Annotated in this window: 18 protein-coding genes and 1 pseudogene; 7 read left to right on the top strand and 12 right to left on the bottom strand. The window is 43.8% G+C overall.

What is annotated here, in order from left to right; genetic code table 11:
* On the top strand, window positions 1-226 hold a 226-nt coding region (locus tag B9G53_RS28110), incomplete at its 5' end, for a hypothetical protein (protein ID WP_217901618.1).
* Here B9G53_RS28110 and B9G53_RS17970 read toward each other — a convergent pair.
* From B9G53_RS17970 to B9G53_RS17945, 6 genes and pseudogenes are all read right to left on the bottom strand, one after another.
* Window positions 203-1546: a four-carbon acid sugar kinase family protein gene (locus B9G53_RS17970; RefSeq protein WP_094534751.1), complete on the bottom strand. Its 1344-nt coding sequence runs from the start codon at window positions 1544-1546 to the stop codon at window positions 203-205. The genes B9G53_RS28110 and B9G53_RS17970 overlap by 24 nt on opposite strands.
* Before the next feature lie 169 nt (window positions 1547-1715).
* Window positions 1716-2630 (bottom strand): DMT family transporter, encoded by a 915-nt coding sequence (locus B9G53_RS17965; RefSeq protein ID WP_254923710.1) that lies wholly within the window; start codon window positions 2628-2630, stop codon window positions 1716-1718.
* A gap of 422 nt (window positions 2631-3052) precedes the next feature.
* On the bottom strand, window positions 3053-3787 hold the full coding sequence (locus tag B9G53_RS17960) for a hypothetical protein (protein WP_094534749.1): 735 nt from the start codon (window positions 3785-3787) through the stop codon (window positions 3053-3055).
* A gap of 175 nt (window positions 3788-3962) precedes the next feature.
* Window positions 3963-4955: a pentapeptide repeat-containing protein gene (locus B9G53_RS17955; protein ID WP_094534747.1), complete on the bottom strand. Its 993-nt coding sequence runs from the start codon at window positions 4953-4955 to the stop codon at window positions 3963-3965.
* A gap of 3 nt (window positions 4956-4958) precedes the next feature.
* Window positions 4959-6281, bottom strand: coding sequence for a cell wall metabolism sensor histidine kinase WalK (locus B9G53_RS17950; protein WP_094534745.1), 1323 nt, complete (start codon window positions 6279-6281; stop codon window positions 4959-4961).
* 118 nt (window positions 6282-6399) lie between these two features.
* Window positions 6400-7272, bottom strand: a pseudogene (locus B9G53_RS17945) (FAD-binding oxidoreductase); the annotation flags it as partial.
* A gap of 811 nt (window positions 7273-8083) precedes the next feature.
* Here B9G53_RS17945 and ilvB point away from each other — a divergent pair.
* A complete protein-coding gene (gene ilvB, locus B9G53_RS17940; protein WP_094534741.1) occupies window positions 8084-9862 on the top strand; it encodes a biosynthetic-type acetolactate synthase large subunit in 1779 nt (592 codons plus the stop codon).
* A 158-nt stretch (window positions 9863-10020) separates the two neighbouring features.
* Window positions 10021-10506: an RNA pyrophosphohydrolase gene (locus tag B9G53_RS17935; RefSeq protein WP_094534739.1), complete on the top strand. Its 486-nt coding sequence runs from the start codon at window positions 10021-10023 to the stop codon at window positions 10504-10506.
* Window positions 10507-10511: 5 nt separating this feature from the next.
* Here the strand turns inward: B9G53_RS17935 and B9G53_RS17930 are convergent, their stop codons facing one another.
* From B9G53_RS17930 to eis, 3 genes are all read right to left on the bottom strand, one after another.
* Entirely contained in the window at window positions 10512-11054 is a 543-nt protein-coding gene (locus tag B9G53_RS17930) for a DJ-1 family glyoxalase III (protein WP_094534737.1), read from the bottom strand.
* Window positions 11055-11121: 67 nt separating this feature from the next.
* Complete coding sequence (locus B9G53_RS17925; protein ID WP_094534735.1) at window positions 11122-11511, bottom strand: Fur family transcriptional regulator; 390 nt, start codon at window positions 11509-11511, stop codon at window positions 11122-11124.
* A 52-nt stretch (window positions 11512-11563) separates the two neighbouring features.
* A complete protein-coding gene (gene eis / locus B9G53_RS17920; RefSeq protein WP_094534733.1) occupies window positions 11564-12790 on the bottom strand; it encodes an enhanced intracellular survival protein Eis in 1227 nt (408 codons plus the stop codon).
* A gap of 145 nt (window positions 12791-12935) precedes the next feature.
* On the opposite strand from eis, the gene psbE reads away from it, so the two are divergent.
* The 4 genes from psbE (at window position 12936) to B9G53_RS17900 (ending at window position 13848) form a co-directional block, all read left to right on the top strand.
* On the top strand, window positions 12936-13178 hold the full coding sequence (psbE, locus tag B9G53_RS17915) for a cytochrome b559 subunit alpha (RefSeq protein ID WP_094534731.1): 243 nt from the start codon (window positions 12936-12938) through the stop codon (window positions 13176-13178).
* Between the two features lie 107 nt (window positions 13179-13285).
* A complete protein-coding gene (gene psbF / locus B9G53_RS17910) occupies window positions 13286-13420 on the top strand; it encodes a cytochrome b559 subunit beta (protein WP_094534729.1) in 135 nt (44 codons plus the stop codon).
* 80 nt (window positions 13421-13500) lie between these two features.
* The gene (locus tag B9G53_RS17905; RefSeq protein ID WP_071590099.1) at window positions 13501-13617 is read left to right on the top strand and encodes a photosystem II reaction center protein L; all 117 of its coding nucleotides are present in this window, start codon (window positions 13501-13503) and stop codon (window positions 13615-13617) included.
* Between the two features lie 111 nt (window positions 13618-13728).
* Window positions 13729-13848 (top strand): photosystem II reaction center protein J, encoded by a 120-nt coding sequence (locus B9G53_RS17900; RefSeq protein WP_009625496.1) that lies wholly within the window; start codon window positions 13729-13731, stop codon window positions 13846-13848.
* Window positions 13849-13899: 51 nt separating this feature from the next.
* On the opposite strand, the gene B9G53_RS17895 is transcribed toward B9G53_RS17900, so the two are convergent.
* The 3 genes from B9G53_RS17895 to B9G53_RS17885 all read right to left on the bottom strand — a co-directional run bounded on the left by B9G53_RS17895 (window position 13900) and on the right by B9G53_RS17885 (window position 17381).
* Window positions 13900-14454, bottom strand: a complete 555-nt coding sequence (locus B9G53_RS17895) for a glutathione S-transferase family protein (RefSeq protein WP_094534726.1) — start codon at window positions 14452-14454, stop codon at window positions 13900-13902.
* Window positions 14455-14525: 71 nt separating this feature from the next.
* Window positions 14526-15956 (bottom strand): Rieske 2Fe-2S domain-containing protein, encoded by a 1431-nt coding sequence (locus B9G53_RS17890; protein ID WP_094534724.1) that lies wholly within the window; start codon window positions 15954-15956, stop codon window positions 14526-14528.
* A gap of 87 nt (window positions 15957-16043) precedes the next feature.
* Entirely contained in the window at window positions 16044-17381 is a 1338-nt protein-coding gene (locus B9G53_RS17885; protein ID WP_094534722.1) for an FAD-binding oxidoreductase, read from the bottom strand.
* Between the last annotated feature and the right edge of the window lie 67 nt (window positions 17382-17448).

Below are 17448 nucleotides of genomic sequence, written 5' to 3'. Positions count from 1 at the left end.
AACCCTAATACCTAATCCTAAATATTCTCCTTTTCATTCTCTTGGATTTGCTCAGTTCTCCATTCTCTGGGTTGCTTCTTCCTGCTCTTTTTCTGATTTTCTTAATCAACTTAGTCTAGACTCCAGTAGGATTAGAGAAATTTATAAAAAATGGTTAGCAATGGTTTGCGGAGCGGCAAAGCCACACCACAAAAAACACCCTTTATTCTTCGATACCGATCGCTAGTCTTGTATATACAGTTGCCAATGCATTGGCATCCCCAACATTACCAGGGAAGAGGACAACGGGTAAATCGGGGAAACGGGGATGATCTTCGGGGGTACGCACGACGGAGCAACCAGCGAGAATTTGCCCTAGCAATCTAGCTGTTGGCAAATTTAAACCTGTGCTTAACACATCGTTGGAAGTAATACCACCTTTACTAATTAAAAAACCAATATCTGTGGGTAATTCCTGCACGATCGCCATTAATAGAGCTGACACAGCCTGTCCAAAGGCAAGGCGCGTGGAGATATCCGCAAATTCCAGTTCTTTGCGACTGGTAAACACTACAGCGGTTTTACCTAACCCGTGGGCTTGATACACCTGTGCTAAGGCTTCCTGTTTAAGAATTGCTGATTGAGCTTCGGCATCACTTAATAGGCGAGAAACATCGATCTCTACGGGGCAAGTATTAGGTGCTTTGAGTAGGTTTTCTAATTGCTCAGTGGTTTTTTTGACGTGAGAACCAACGATCGCTACCCCTGCTTTGTGCGATCGCATATATTTCGACATGTCCTCTGCCGCGATCGGTTGGGGTGGGAGCTTAGCAAGGGCAGTCAGCAAACTAGCAGCACTACGGAATAAAAATCTTTTGCCCGTGGAAGCAACTGCCAAAATATCAGAGGCAAACTGATTGAGATCGGCTTGGTTCTCGGCATCGACCACACCACATTGATTGTCATGCATTCTTGCTAAGCGCTGACGTACCCCCGCCCGAATATCGCCTAACAAAAAACGCTGTACATTTTCAGCAAGGATTCTCCCTTTTGTTTTTTCTTCGACATAATCAGGCAAATAGCTGTGGGTATAGCCAAAAACTGAATCCTTAGCAAATTCGGTTTCATGGACTGGGGTTGGCACGCCGTTAACGACTAAATAATGCACACTCGACTTGGTAAAGCGTCCCCCTTCAAAAAATGCTGGCACAAGGAAATGCGCGTCAAAATCACCTAACTCCTCAGCGATCGCATCTGTCTCGACGGGATAATGTCCACGCAGCGTCGAGTCGGAGCGACTAACGATCATAAATTCTTGAATACCTTCGGCGGCGATCGCAGGTTTGAGATTGCGACAAACTTCACGAGTCACACTGGTTGCATCTTCAGGCGTAAGCGATCGGGTATTCGTCAACACAAACATAATCGGCGAAGGATCGGCAAGTCCAATCCGCAGTGTGTCTGTATCCCACTTAGTCAACAATAGGCAGCTATGTACAGTTTGTGAGCCTGTCGGATCGTCATCAAGCACAATAATTTTAGGCTGTCGAGAAGAAGTAGCTGCCATTGCTTTTCTATAAAATGCAAACTAATGTTTGTAGAAGCTTATCTTGATTTATGTAAAAATAGCCAATCTTCAGCATCACAAACGGCAATCCTCACAATTAAATTTTTGATGGCAAGCCTGCGGCTTGCCATCAAAAATCGGTTCCTTATTTTACGGCGAAGCCCTTATCTTAGGAATTAGCTCTAAATTGGGCACTCCTACCTAAGGCTACACATACTAATACGCCGAAAGCAAAACCCAAGGTGGTAATAGTCATTGGCTCTCCTAACAGTATCGCTGAGGCAAGAATTGTCAGAAATGGCTGAAAAAGTTGCAGTTGTCCAATTCGAGCGATCCCACCCAAAAACAAACCTCGATACCAAGCAAAAAAGCCTAAGAACATACTGAAACAACTGATATACAAAAAGCTGAGCCAAGCATTGCTAGAAATAGTTGTGAAGGAAGAAGGCAGATGTTGCAATACAATCGGCAATATCATCGGGAAAGACAGTACTAAAGCCCAACAAACCACCTGCCACGAACCAAAAGTACGCGCCAAAATTGTCCCCTCTGTATAGCTTAAGCTCGCGGCGACCACTGCCCCTAGTAGCGCCAAATCTGCAAAACTCATACTCCCCGTTCCCGATATCAGCGCAAAAGCAACTACTAAACTACTACCTGCGATCGCGCAAATCCAAAATATCAATGACGGTCGTTCACCTGCTCGCAAAACTCCAAACAGAGCCGTTGCTAAGGGCAATAAACCAATGATGACGGCTCCATAGGATGCAGAAGCGTCACGCATTGCTAGCGTAGATAACAAGGGGAAGCCAATTACAGCACCAATTACGACCATAGCAAAGTTGGGCAGAAACCGCCAAGATGGAATCGACTGCTTAGTGGCAATTAATAAAATCAATGACAAGCCAGAGGCAATTACCGCCCGACCTAGACCCACAAATACAGGATCGAAAGCAGTTAGCGCAATACGGGTTGCAGGCAAAGTGACGCTAAAAATTACTACTCCAAGAAATCCATAAACAAGTCCCATACTTACTTCTTTATTTTGCGGACTAGTCATTGTGCCTCGAAGTTTAACAGTCATACTATAGCGGTTTTCAGATGAGCATATGCCCATCTGAAAACCGTAAAACGAATCAAAACAAGGGTTTTGCGGTTTTCGTTTTGCCGTAGGCAAAATGAAAACCGCAATAGAAGTATAGCTATAGCCACCTGTATCAAGACAAATCAAAACCCAAATAGTATGAGGCGGCGCTTCGTGCCGCCTCATACTATTTGGGTTTTATATCCTAACAAGAATGGCTATAGCTATACAAAATGGTTGAGTCATATGACTCAGCCATTTTGTATAGCTATACCAAAACACAAAAGGGCGTAGCTATTTTGTGTTTTTAAAAACCAAACCCAGATAAATAGCGCCGCCGCCGCTATTTATCTGGGTTTTATGTCTTTAGGAAAACTTGCATTTCTATAGGCAAAAGCCTTGCTTAGCAAGGCTTTTGCTTTTTAGTAGAAAGGTCTTATGGCTTGTAAAATTACGGCTGAAGCACGTTTAGCATCTTCGGGTTGATCTAGCGTTAGGCTGACTTCAGTTAACCTTGTTTCCAGAGCTTCGACAGTTTCGTAGGTTTGGAAGATAAGCTGAATCAAGTCATCAATGTCATAGGTATAGAGTGCTGACCAGTCACGTTCTTGTGGACTAAAACGATAATTTAGACTAGAAAACAACAGGATCTTGGCATGGAGAGGACTGATATTTCGAGAAATATCAGCTCGCAAATCGAACAAATTAGTTAAATATTTAAGATTATGTCTATGGGGAATCGTATCACTTTCGTTTCTCTCATATCCATCATCGCTAGGCGCAGAGGCATCTCGTTGAGATACTGAGTCTGGCTCTGGATGATCTTGATTTAAAAAGCTATGGGGTAGCTTTCCTTCATCGCGCAAAGTATAGAGAAACCCAAGACTATCAATAATGTTATCCGCAGCAAGGAGATAGTCAGACTGTTTACTAAGTTGCTTGACTTGGCTGTTTAACTTGTGTTTGAGCGTATTGAGATCAGGAAACATGATCATTAAGTCGCGGACAAGCTGACGTATCTGCAACGTTTTAACTTCGTTGACATCATTTGACCAAGAATCATGACAGGTAAAGAGGATCAGTCGTTTGATGCGAAGTACATTGCTGTCTTGCTCCAAGCTATCTATAACTTCCTCTAGAAGATTTAAATCTTCCATATTTTTGTTAGGCGCTGCAATGCTCAGTTGTCATATTGATTGATGAAGGCAGTCTAAGTCAAGATTAATCCCAAAACACAAAATGGTGTAGCCATTTTGTGTTTTGGGATAAGGCTATAAGTAAACTCAAAAAGCATGTTCTGCCCACTACGCGGGCGGAACATGCTTTTTGAGTTTATGAGTGAGATTTGCCATCGGGCATAGTTGCACCAGTAAAAATTGTACCAATAGTGCTAGCTCCACTCATTTCAGCTCTGGTTAACACCGCATCACTGAGATCGGCTCCATCGAGATTAGCTCTTACTAAATAAGCATCAACTAGACTAGCTTGACTAAGATTTGCTTTGTCTAGGAGCGATCGCGAAAGATCACTACCATTAAGTATGGCTTGAATCAAGCCTGCATTACTTAAAGTCGCCATGGTCATATTCGCTTTAGTTAGATTCGCGCCAAATAGGTTGGCGAGTCGCAAGTTCGCATTTTTGAGATCCGTCTTAGTTAGGTTTGCACCTTTGAGATTAGCTTCTGTGAGGTTAACATTACTTAGATTTGCCTCAGTAAAAATTGTGCCGATCGCGATCGCTCCACTCATATTTGCTCCCTGTAAGTTCACCCTTGAGAGGGTCGCCTCACTCAGATTTGCCCCTGAAAGATCAACTCCTGTGAGATCAGCACCGCTGAGATTTGAGCCGCGCAAATCAGCTTTGCGTAAATTTGCACCACTCATGGTTGTGGGCGGATAGCCGCGCTCCTCTCGCATGAGCGTAGCACTCAAGATCGCACAGCGTAAATTTGCGCCACGGAGATTGACACTGCGTAAATCCGCTTCAGTCAGGTTGGCATCCATTAAGTTAGCAAGGGAGAGATTTGCCCCAAACAGATTTACCCGTTGCAACATGGCTCCATGCAAGTCCGCCTCAGTCAGGTTAGCGCTCATCATGATCGCTTGGTTCAGAGTTGCCCCACCAAGTTTTGCGCCTGATAAATTAGCATGATTAAAGGTGACTTTGTTCAGATAAGCAAAGACAAAGTTAGTCCGCCGTAGGTCAGCTTTGGACAAGTTCACGCCGATTAAATCGCTATTAAACAAATTGGCATTAGCTAGACTTAAGCTAGCAAAGTCACGCCGACCAGCAGCATAGTCTTTCAGGAGTTTTTCTGCGCTCATGATTTAGTTAAGAAGTTGCTCAGAGCCTAGCAATTTTTCGGTTGCAGGATTTGGATATGGTAACGTAATCGTAATCCATGCTCCGCCAGTTTCAGGATGATTTCTGGCTGCGATCGCTCCTTTATGAAGTGTGACGATCTGACGGGCGATCGCTAATCCTAAGCCGCTACCACCACGATCAAGTCCCGATCTTGTCCTTGATGGATCGATTTGATAAAAGCGATCAAAAACATGGGGTAAAGCTTCTTCAGGAAACCCTTCTCCAGCATCAATTGTTTCTATTTGTAAGTTTGAGTCTACCACGCTGGTTTTGATTGTAATCGACTGAAGTGATGGACTGTGCTTAATACTATTGTCTAATAAGTTCAGCAAAAGCCGATAAATGCGTGACTCATCAAGCTGCCAAATTAATTGTTCATCACCGATATATTTAAGCTTGACTTGTTTGCGATTGGCTAATGGCTCAAGGGTTGACCAAACCGATCGCACTATTGACGCAACAGTTACTTCACTTAGATGCAGCACAGACTCTATGCCCACATCCATCTGACCTAATTCCAGCAAGTCTTGGACTAGTTTCGTAATCCGTTCGATTTCCCCAAGCAGACGTTCTACCCATATTCTTGCCGCAGGATCAACGCGAGGTTCGAGCGTTTCTGCTACTAGACGGATCGAGGTTAGTGGTGTTTTCAACTCATGGGCAATGTCTGATGTCCAGCGATCGCGTTGCTGGGTGATCGCTACCGCTTCTTGGCGATCTACCAAAAAAATGCCAATCTGCCCCCGCCCTAGGTAAATACTATAGGCTCTAGTCGGTCTCCCGATCTGGGGTACAGGATCAACAGGATCAGGAATGGCAGGATGAAAGACCCAATCCACTTGAGAGCCTTGTTTACGCGATCGCGTTTGTTCGACTAAATGATCAAGTTCATAGGAACGAATTAGTTGCAGCAAAAATGGCTTCCGAATTAATCCCTGTTGATGGTTGGCGATCCCCATCATGGTCGCCGCTTTTTGATTACATACGGCTAAACGATTATCTTGATCAACTTGGATATAACCAATGGGAGATAATTCGACAATTTTCCCCCACAGTAAGCGTTCGCCACTGTCATCTATGGATTCTGTAACTTCTTGGCGAATATTTTGTTGAACCTTCTGCGCCCAAGATTTTAGACTGTAAATTGATTTTGCTTTAAACACATGGCGTGATCGCTTCCGAAATTTACGATCGCGTCTTTGCTTGGCATAGTTCCAGCTAAACCAGCAAGCACTAGTAGCGATCGCACCAATGGCAATTCCGACAAGCAACCAAAAAATTTCCATTAAAAAATTTCCATTTTTACGGGTAAGCAATAGCAGCTTTAATTATGGAACTAAGTGTGTTTTAAAAGCTAAAAAAATAGAGGCTCGCACAGCGAGCCTCTATTTTTTTAGTTAGTTTTTAGTAAGTTTCAACGTGCCAACGACCGTCACGCTTCATTTGCTTTTCAAAATCCTTCCAAACAGCACCATTTTTCTCAGCCGTCTTAGTCATAAACTCAGAAATTCCGTCTTCCATACCGCGCAAGCCGCACATATAGGTATGGGTAGTTGGCTTTTGCATTACTTCCCACAACTCATCCGCATATTCAGCCATGCGATTTTGGATGTACATCTTTTCACCCTTAGCATTCTTCTGCTCGCGGCTAATCGCCACATCATAGCGGAAGTTCCGCTTGTGTTTGTAAGCTAGCCATTCAAGGTCTGGCTTGTACAAAACTGTTGTGTCAGTTGGTACGCCAAAGAACAGCCAAGCTAAACCATTGAATTTATAATCTTCATGCTTTTCTTTGAACATCCGCCATAAAAAGGCACGGAAAGGTGCGATACCTGTACCTGTAGCAATCATGATGACTGTGGCATTAGGATCATCAGGCAACAACATTTCTTTGCCAACTGGTCCAGTCAGCTTGACTTCATCACCAGGTTTAAGATCGGTTAGGAAGTTAGAACATACACCTTTAACAGTTTCACCTGCTTCGTTTTGATACTCTAGACGCTTGACGCTCAAAGATAGAGTTTTACCATCAAGATCATCACCGAGGCGGGTTGAGGCGATCGAGTAGAGGCGAAGTTTATTAGGTTTACCATTTTTGTCTTCACCGGGGGGGACGACACCAATACTTTGACCTTCTAAGTAGCGAAGATCGCCTCCAGAAATATCAATCTTTACGTGGCGAGTATCACCAACCGCACCTGGTCTAACCAAGACATCATTGGAAATACATTTTGCCGTAAAGGGATTGGCAGGTCGGTAGATATTAACGGGAATATCTTTGTCTGAATTTGCACTCATGAGAAGTTATATGGACGCTATATGACAGAAGAACACGAAGTCATTATATTTTCAAATGGGACTTGTCGGTATTTTGTAGCTTAAAGATCTCTTTCGTGGGGCAAACATTACATGTTTGTTAATATTTTGCACATTTTGTTAGAACCCAACCCCAAAAGGGGAGTTGCGACGCGAAGCGTCGCAACTCCCCTTTTGGGGTTGTCTATGGCTAAATTAATAATTAACATCAGTTCGGGTTAATTTCAAACTGGCTCCTAGAAAGGGTTCGCGGCGCGAACCCTTTCTAGGAGCCAAAACAGTAAAAGCCTCGCAAAGCGAGGCTTTTACTGTTTTGGCTTTTAAAATTTTGTAGCTTATCCCGAACTCACGTTAATTAAACTTTGAGGTGGACTAGGCTTTTTCCCAAAAATTTTGGGAAATCAAGACATCGTTCCTAGCAGCTTTGGGGCAGCTTGTCTATGTTATTATCGATACAATTGCTACAAATTATCAACTTAAGGTACTTGCTACAAACTACTTGTTCGTAGTAAGGGTTGTTCAATTTAATAAAGAACCAGATTTCTGATGGCGCAGCTTCGCCGCGCCATCAGAAATTGGTTCCTTATGTTACGGCGCAGCCCTAAAAAGCAAAAAAGTATCTGAAAATGCTTCAAAAATAAGTTTTGCTTACAGTAATGACAGATCAAACGAACCACAAGAAATTTTTTTAAAGTGTTGCGAAGCAACGCTTTAAAAAATTTCTTGTGGTTCGTTTGATCGCATAGCGCTGTAGATCGCGAACAAGATCAGTATGAGTCTAGAGGAGGCTACTTTGCGAACAACGGGTGCATTTGCTCTCATCGACAGCGTGAGACGACAGGGTGTAAAACATATCTTTGGTTACCCTGGTGGAGCAATCCTGCCAGTGTACGATGAAATCTATAAGTCTGAGGCAAGAGGAGAGCTTAAGCATTATCTCGTGCGTCATGAGCAGGGAGCCGTCCATGCTGCCGATGGATATGCCCGTGCTACTGGACAAGTGGGAGTATGTGTGGCGACTTCAGGTCCTGGGGCAACCAATTTGGTGACTGGTATTGCGACAGCCCAAATGGACTCGATCCCGATGGTGGTAATCACGGGGCAAGTTCCTTCCTATGCGATCGGTACGGATGCCTTTCAAGAAACAGATATTTGGGGGATTACGCTCCCCATAGTTAAGCATTCCTATGTAATTCGCAGACCCGAAGATATTGCGCGGATCATGGCTGAAGCTTTTCATATTGCTGGCACTGGTCGTCCAGGTCCTGTGTTAGTAGATATTCCTAAGGATATTGCTCAGAAAGCTTTTGAATATAATCCCGATGTACAGATTGATTTGCCTGGCTATCAGCCCAAGGTCAAGGGACATCTGCATCAAATTGCGGCGGCGATCGCTTTAATCCGTGAAGCCAAACGCCCACTGCTCTATGCAGGTGGTGGTACAGTGCTTGCTGACGCTCATGCTGAGCTTGCCGAGTTTGCCAAACGCTTCCAGTTACCTGTAACCACAACCCTAATGGGTAAAGGTGCGTATGACGAGAATAGTAATCTTTCCCTCGGTATGTTGGGGATGCATGGCACAGCATATGCTAACTTTGCGGTACAGGGCTGTGATCTATTGATTGCGGTTGGGGCAAGATTTGACGATCGCGTGACGGGTCGCCTGGACAAGTTTGCACCTGAAGCCAAAGTTATTCATATTGATATCGATCCTGCGGAAGTCGGCAAAAATCGCAAGCCTGATGTGCCAATTGTCGGTGACGTGAAAGAAGTCCTACAGGCTCTGATTGAGGCAACTAGCTACGAAGAAAATATTCAAACCAAAGATTGGTTGGTGCAACTGGATGAGTGGAAATCCGACTATCCCCTTGAAGTGCCAGCCTATGACAATGTTTTGTCGCCCCAGCAAGTAATCTATGAATTTGGTAAGCAAGCTCCCAATGCTTGCTTCACCACCGATGTCGGACAGCACCAAATGTGGGCAGCTCAGTTGATCAAAACTGGACCCCGTAAGTGGATTTCGAGCGCAGGACTTGGCACGATGGGCTATGGAATGCCTGCGGCGATGGGTGCAAAGGTAGCTCTCCCCGATGATCAGGTGATCTGTATTAGCGGTGATGCCAGTATTCAGATGAATATTCAAGAGCTTGGTACTCTGGCGCAATATGGGATCAATATCAAAGTGATCGTTGTGAACAATGGCTGGCAAGGTATGGTGCGCCAGTGGCAAGAAAGCTTTTATGATCAGAACTACGCTTCTTCCAATATGGAAGTGGGTATGCCCGATTTTGTAAAGCTTGCTGAAGCCTATGGGATTAAAGGTGTTAAGGTAATTGAACCAAGAGATTTGCAATCTGCGGTTGCCGAGATTCTTGCCTATGATGGTCCTGTGTTTGCGGATTTCCGCGTCAAGCGCGATGAAAACTGTTATCCGATGGTTCCCCCAGGAGCAAGCAATGCGGAAATGGTCGGTTTACAAACTCCTAAACGATCGCAGATCAAACCAGAGATATCAGAGCCTGTGGCTAAGTTGGAGCGAGTCTTAGTTTAGGGCTAAGCCTCACAGATGATCTAAGTATTGCAAAGCAACACTTGGATTTGAGCGCAAAGCGCTGTAAGAGAAAATCCTCGCACTGAGCGCGAGGATTTTCTCTTTTTGATGATAATTAGCGACGGTGCTATGCTTTTGCTTTGTTTACGTGAAAATCTATGACACCAGAAAAATCCTATCGCCCAAATGTGGGGATTATTGTTTTTAATCGCAAAGGTGAGGTGCTGGTCGGTGAACGTATCGGCGTGCCTGATTCATGGCAATTTCCACAGGGTGGAATTGATGATGGTGAAGATCCCCAAGCCGCAGCTTTGCGAGAACTGTATGAAGAAGTTGGCATTAATGATGCTGTCTTAGCCTATGTGCATCCTGAATGGCTCTATTATGATTTCCCCCCGACCCTAAAGCTATCAGGCAAATGGGCTAACTATTGTGGTCAAAGACAGCGTTGGTTTGCTTTTTATTGGAATCATCCTGCCTCTGATTGCCAATTAGATATCCACGATCGCGAGTTTCGGGTGGTGCAGTTTATGGCGATCGATAAGACTCTTGATTCGATTGTTAGGTTTAAAAGAGAAGTCTATCAACAAGTAGTGAAAATTTTTACGCCTGTAATCCGTGATTATATTGGAAAACTACAATGAAATTTCTAAGACACAATCATATCTGCTGCAAGTTTATTGGCGATCGCCTCACCTTTTAAGATCTCAACTAATTTCAACGCAAACGCCATCGCTGTTCCTGCTCCACGACTTGTCACCACATTGCCATCGACGACCACAGGAATTGTCAAATATTCTGCGACTTGCATCTGATCTTTGACTGATGGAAAGGATGTAGCGCGTTTTTCCTTGAGTAAACCTGCATCAGAAAGAACAGTGGGTGCAGCACAGATGGCGGCGAGCAATTTATTTGCAGCGGCATGGGCGATTAACATTTTGGCAATGCGTGGATCTTCTCTCATCCGAAACGTACCTGCACCACCAGCAAGGACGATCGCATCAAATTGACTCGCATCGACTTGATCGAGAAGTGTATCGGCAATAATGGCGATCGCATGAGCGCCGATCACAGTTTGCGTAGTTAAGCTTGAGGTAGTCACTTCAACTCCAGCACGACGTAACACATCGATAATCGTGATTGCTTCGATTTCTTCAAAGCCTTCAAATAGTGGGACAAGTACAGTAGTCATATTTCACCAATTAACTAATCCAATAAAACCCAAAGTTGGGTAGGCAAAACCCGCTCAATTTTGGGTTTTATTGAGGTTCCTGTTGACATTCACTACACAATCCAAAAAATTCAAGTGTGTGATAGTAAATTTGAAAAGTATGCTTTTTTGCTAATTGATTACCCAGATCGTGGATAGGGCAACAGTCAATGGGTAAAGACTTCCCACAATTGAGACAATTAAGGTGGTGTTTATCGGCGGGAGTAACACTATAAACAGTTTCGCCATTGGGCAAGGTTAGCGCTTTGATTAAGCCTTGTAGCTTGAGAGTATCTAGAGATCGATAAACCGTAGCCAGACCCACACTGTTTTCACTATTACGTAACTCCGAATGAATATCCTGCGCGGATATGGCGCGATCGTGATGTTGAAGGAGATGTAGCACTCGTTCTTGACTGCGAGTGAGTTTTTCTTTCATGCTTTTGCTGTTTACCCAAGAAAATATCCACAGGATATTTTCTTGGGCATGGTTAGAACTTAAAAGGATTATAAATCAGACATGGTGTAAAGCATTTTTCTAATCGCTCACAGGTTTCGGGTGTGATTTCAGTAATCCATTGTTGATGTACAAGATCACCGATCACTTGAGTCCCATAAATCAAAGCGGAAATACCTGCGATCGTTGCTTTAAAGTTGATCGCAAGATCTGCTATATCGCCATTACTATAGCGTTTAACTGTAAGCTGACCGCGATCGCCATTCACTCCAAATACACCATCATTCCAATTGCAATAGGGATCACTGAGGGCAAAGGTAAATGGCTCAGAGGCGATCGGCAACCCATGCAAAGCACCGACAATATCGATCACTCTGACCATCCAAGGATCAGTAATGGTTGAGTCTAAACGTCCTACATTACTGAACCATGTATGCACATTTGCGCCCAGTGGTAAAGGTATTTTCAAGCTATGAATCTGATCACGATGACTAGCAAAGAAGTTTAATAAGCGATCTCGTGATTCGATATCTGTCCAGAATATCGATGAAATTTCAATCTGGCGATCGCGCATTGGCAGATTTCCACTGCTATCGATCGCATAGATAGCTATGGCTACGGGTTGGCGATCGCGTTTGATTACTACACAGAGTTTTTGGCGATGTAGATGCCACCATTGATCGTAGGTAAAATTAGTAATTGCCAGCCCATGACTATGGGGCAGCAGTGTTTGCGATCGCAGGTTTTCGTAGAGGAAATTTGCCAAAATATCCTTTGCTTCTGTCGCGGCAAAGCGATCGCAGGTTAAGTTAGCTGCATTCGGTAGTTTTAAATATTTCGATAAAGACGAAACAGGAATATTGACTTCATTGGTGGCATTAGCGATCGCATAGTCCAGTGACTCATAAAAACTTTCTTTAAAGGGCGTAAGCATACTTACGCAGATCCCTTGCATCCGCATTTCTAAAAAGGCACTTTTCATCAGAGCCTTGACACAGCCTTGGTTGCGATATTCAGGATATGTCCATACACCACCGATGCCTCCCATCGCCTTGAGACTACCGCGCACCGACTGCTGAAAGCTAAAACATTGCAACGCCGCCACAATTTTGCCGTCGATCTCTGCCGCTAACACCTCTTCAGGATTGATCGCTGTTAAATGCGATCGTGGCAAATCTTGATTAGTCCAGCGTGAATATGCATACAAATCCCCCTTGAGAATTTCAAGGCGCTCATGGTTACTAATTTTGCGAATTTTCATGAAACAGTTGCTTTTAGATTACGAGGGAGTGCAAAACGTACTCACTTAATCTCTGGGGGTTTTATGTTTGCGATGGCAAGTATGTACAATAGTAAATTATTATTTAAGATAAAGATTTTAAACATCACACATTTAGAGGACTGTTATGGCAGGTACTACTGGAGAACGCCCATTTTCCGACATTATTACTAGCGTTCGTTATTGGCTAATCCACAGCCTTACAATTCCCGCTTTATTTTTGGCAGGTTGGCTATTTGTAAGCACAGGCTTAGCTTATGACGTATTTGGCACACCACGCCCCAACGAATACTATGGTCAAGATCGTCAGACCGCTCCTCTGGTAACCGATCGCTACAATCCCTCCAAAGATATCCAAATGGGTAAATAGCGCTTAGATCCACAATATTTCGTTAGTTTTGCAGCCATCAACTCAAGCGCTAAATTAACGACTCCCCATTAACGCACTCAATCAACGCATCCACTACTTAAACAACTATGGCAAGCAACAACCCTAACCAACCCATTCAATATCCTGTATTTACTTTCCGTTGGCTGGCTGTTCACGGTTTAGGGGTTCCTACCGTGTTCTTCATCGGCGCGATCGCTGCAATGCAATTCATCAGCCGCTAATCGAAATTCATTCCAGTTTTGCTTTCTTAAAAAACAAAACTTTTTACCTTTACCTTTAACCTTTCTCCTTTTACCTACCTATGGCTCCTAAAAATCCTAACAGCCAACCTGTAGAGTTGAACCGTACTTCTCTCTTCTTGGGACTACTGCTCATTTTCGTAACTGTGCTACTTTTTTCCAGCTATTTCTTTAACTAGTGTGGCTTAGGGATTAGTTAGAAAAGATTCTATTTCTTGAATAATCTCTAAATTCTCCAACTCATTTGCACTTCATTTCATAAAAACAATTTTTATCTGGAGGTTTCATTCATGCTTCAAAATGGACGTATTCCGCTTTGGTTAGTCGCAACTGTTGCTGGTACTGGTGTACTAGTTGTTGTTGGTCTTTTCTTTTATGGTTCCTATGTTGGACTTGGTTCGGCTAGCTAACTTTCCATAAAAAAAGAAGGGGCGCAATGCGCCCCTTCTTTTTTTGTTTTTTTATGAAATACCTAAAATTGCTTTTTTGTAAGCGGGGCGATCGCTAATTCGCTTCATGTAAGCATCGATCGCAGGATAGTCAGCATAGGACATTTGCAGCATCATGATCGCATAGCCCAAAATTGAACCTACGGCAACATCCGACACCGTGAAATTTTCGCCAGTAATATAATCCTGATTTTCGAGAACCTTGTTTAAGCTGCCCAGTAAACGGGGCGTTTCTTTCTCGCGACTTTCGGCAACAAAGAGTCCAGTCCCCAGTGTCGAGTTCGCAAATAAGACCCATTGAGATGCGATCGCTCTTTCTTGTAACGTCTTCAATTGGTCAAATTTTTCAGCCAGATAGAGCATAATCGCACCTGATTCCCAGACGATAAAGCCCTCATCATCAATCGCAGGGACTTTTCCAAAGGGATTAATTTCTAAGAATGCAGGCTGTAAATGCTCACCTACTTTCATATCTAGTAATTGAAACTCATAGGGAGCTTGCAACTCTTCGAGATACCATCTGACGATTGAGGCGCGACTTCTTGCGCCACCATAGAGCTTGATCATAGTTTTTTTCTAAACACAATAAATGAGGTCGCTAAGCGACCTCATTTATATTAAGGTGCAACGCGCTTTATCTATAAATTGCGTAAAGGTGTTTCTTGTCCGTAAATAAATTTACGCTCTAGTTTATTGCAAATTAGCCATACGGTGATTGCGATCGCCGCCGTACTAGAACCAAGCAAAATCAAGGTTAAATTAGCTGGGGCAACAATATAACTGAGTAATGGTGTGGCTGTCCATGCGATCGCCGCGATCGCCAGACTGATTGTTTTTATCTTGCGGACATTTCGCAAAGCTTGACTGCAACTTGCACATTTAGAAGTATGCGAATGATAGCGATCTAAGAGAACTTCCTTTGCTAAAGGCGCAACTAATCTCTGATCGACAAAGGGATCGGCTTCATACCGATTTACCCATTTCCGTAATTCCGAAACATAGGTGTCGGCGGCTGTTGCCAAATAGAAAGCCTTAGCATAATTGCCATCAATTTCTGGCTGAGCGAGAGCTTGGGCTAAATAACGCTCTTGATAATGCAGAAAAATCTGGTCATCTTCTAAGATGCCATTTTGTCCAATGTGTGAATACCAACGTGGTGTAATACCAATAAAAAATCGGGGAATTGCGGAATTAAATTGGAAGGGAAATCTCGCAAACAAGCGACATTCACCTTTGCGAGTGGGTGTCGCATAGACAGCCGTGATCGTGCGACCAAATTGCTTAGACGTAAGATCATGCCACATCAACGAAGGTGCGATGAAGGTAGTGTCTTGTCTTCCTAATTTGCCTCGCCTTGGACCTTCTTCCCAAGTTCCTGTAAAACCGTGCTTATCACTTTCGAGAACTTCTAAAACCATCGGTGCAGCATTGGCGCGATTGCCTACCGATTTGTGATGAGTAAAAGGAAGATGACTCGCATCAAGGACATTTTCTAAAAGTGTAATCGCATCGTAGGGTAAGTCGCGGAAAGTGCCGAAAAGAGTCCATTTCTCAGATTCCAACGGTTCAATGATTGGAATTTTGACTTGAGGGGCATTTTCGGGCTTGCCCGCGTAAATAAATAGTAAGCCTTGACGCTCGGCAGTGGGCAAAGACTTTACACAAGCGCGTTTTGAGGTGTGAGCTTGTCCACCTTCAGGTTGTTGAGGGATGCGATCGCAGTTTCCATCACCATTAAAAGCCCAACCGTGATAGGGACATTCTAATAAGCCATCCTCCGCAATTCTTCCTTCTGATAGAGGGACTAATCGATGGGGACAGCGATCGTCAAAGGCTTTCCATGAGTTTGTATGCCGATCCCACCAAATCACCAAATCGCGTTCTAGCAAGGTAAATTTGGCAGGTTTAGTTTTATCTAGGTCTTCAATATAAAAGACGGGATACCATACCTCTTGCCAATCAAAGAGATCGGGATCTTGTCCCCCCGCAGGCAAAATTTGCGATCGCCGATCAGCCTCAGATTTAAATGTGTTATCGAGATTATCTCTAAGCAAAGTGTTTGCTGTCATAGCTAATGGACTATTCGCTTTGTAAAGTTATGTAAATAGTTTAGCTTGCGATCGCTGATCACAGGTGACGCTTTGCGTCACCTGTGATTATTTAATTTGCCAGCCTTTCATTTTATCGGGATTCATCAAACCGTAGGGATCGACTTGACGCTTGAAGTTGAGCTGATCGTAATCAATGGTTTTCATGCCCCCATCCTCGAGAATATAGGTATGGGGATTGGCAATAAATACACCCTGCGACTCATGGTATTCAATGATTTCATTCAGGCGATCACCCGTCGTAAAGCGCACCACTTGAATCGCCGCAGGAATTACGACTCCATTTACTTTGATAAATTCCAAATGCATCATCACTTCGTCACCGAAATGTTCATACATTTGCTGCACAAGTGCCAATTTCGGATCGTTCAGAAATAGACTTTGGAGATAAGTCAGGGAAGCATCAGCAGCACGAGCATGTAAAGTAGTGTGATTCCATGAGAACTCAACTAGACTAATCCCCTTACTCGCTTCCTGAGCGCTTTTCTCATAGCAAATCTCACCCTGAAATTCTTGGATCAGGCTTTTAAATGGTTCGCGATCACTTTCGGCAACTAGCACTAAAGCACAATGAGAATCTGTGGGAATATAACTCTGTAAAGCGGTGAAATAATTAGAAATTGGTGCAGCATGGACACTGATCATCTTTTTGATAATGCCATCACTATTCCCCAGCGCTTGCCCAAATCTTGCCGCAGTCATGAAATCAGCGAAACTGACAACATACTCAGCCCAGCCATAGGCAGGAGCTAATGGAACTTCCAATTCGGTAATGATGCCATTTGTGCCATAGGCGTGAGCAACCTTCTGCACATCATCACCACGTAGTTCAATGACTCTTGGTTCATCTTCGAGGGTAACGACGCGCACGGATCGCAAGTTGCCGCGATCGCGCAACTGCCCGTACAAAACTGAGCCAATCCCGCCGCTACCACCTGCGATAAATCCGCCTACAGTTGCACTTCGTACCGTTGATGGAACCATCCGCGACTCCCAGCCAATTTCTTGAGCTTTTTTATCAAGAGTCACCATTTTTACGCCTGTTTCTACACATGCGAGTCCTGCTTTAATCCATTTGATTTCTTGCAATCGCGAAGTTTCTAGAATCACTCCACCTTTGAGGGGAGTGCATTGTCCATAGTTACCTGTGCCACTACCGCGCACTGTCAAGGGAATTTGATATTTTACGCAAGTTTTAGCGATTCTCAGTACTTCGCTTTCGTTGCTAGGACGGACTACGACATCGCCGACTTTGCCAGCTAGTAATGGAACAAGAACTGGACTAAAGTGAGCATAATCCTCTGAAAGTTTTGCAACTTGTGTAGGATTGGTAATTGTCTCAATTCCCGATAATTCTTCTAACAGATTGTCTAAAGATATTTGCATGTTTGCTGACTGTCGCTATCATCCTATTCTAGTTCTGAAAAGCTTTGCTAGGATAATACTAACGCGT

Source organism: Pseudanabaena sp. SR411 (assembly GCF_002251945.1).
In the GTDB taxonomy this organism is placed as follows: domain Bacteria; phylum Cyanobacteriota; class Cyanobacteriia; order Pseudanabaenales; family Pseudanabaenaceae; genus Pseudanabaena.
The sequence above is the reverse complement of the archived record's forward strand: the minus strand, read 5'-3'. Positions and strand labels throughout refer to the sequence as shown.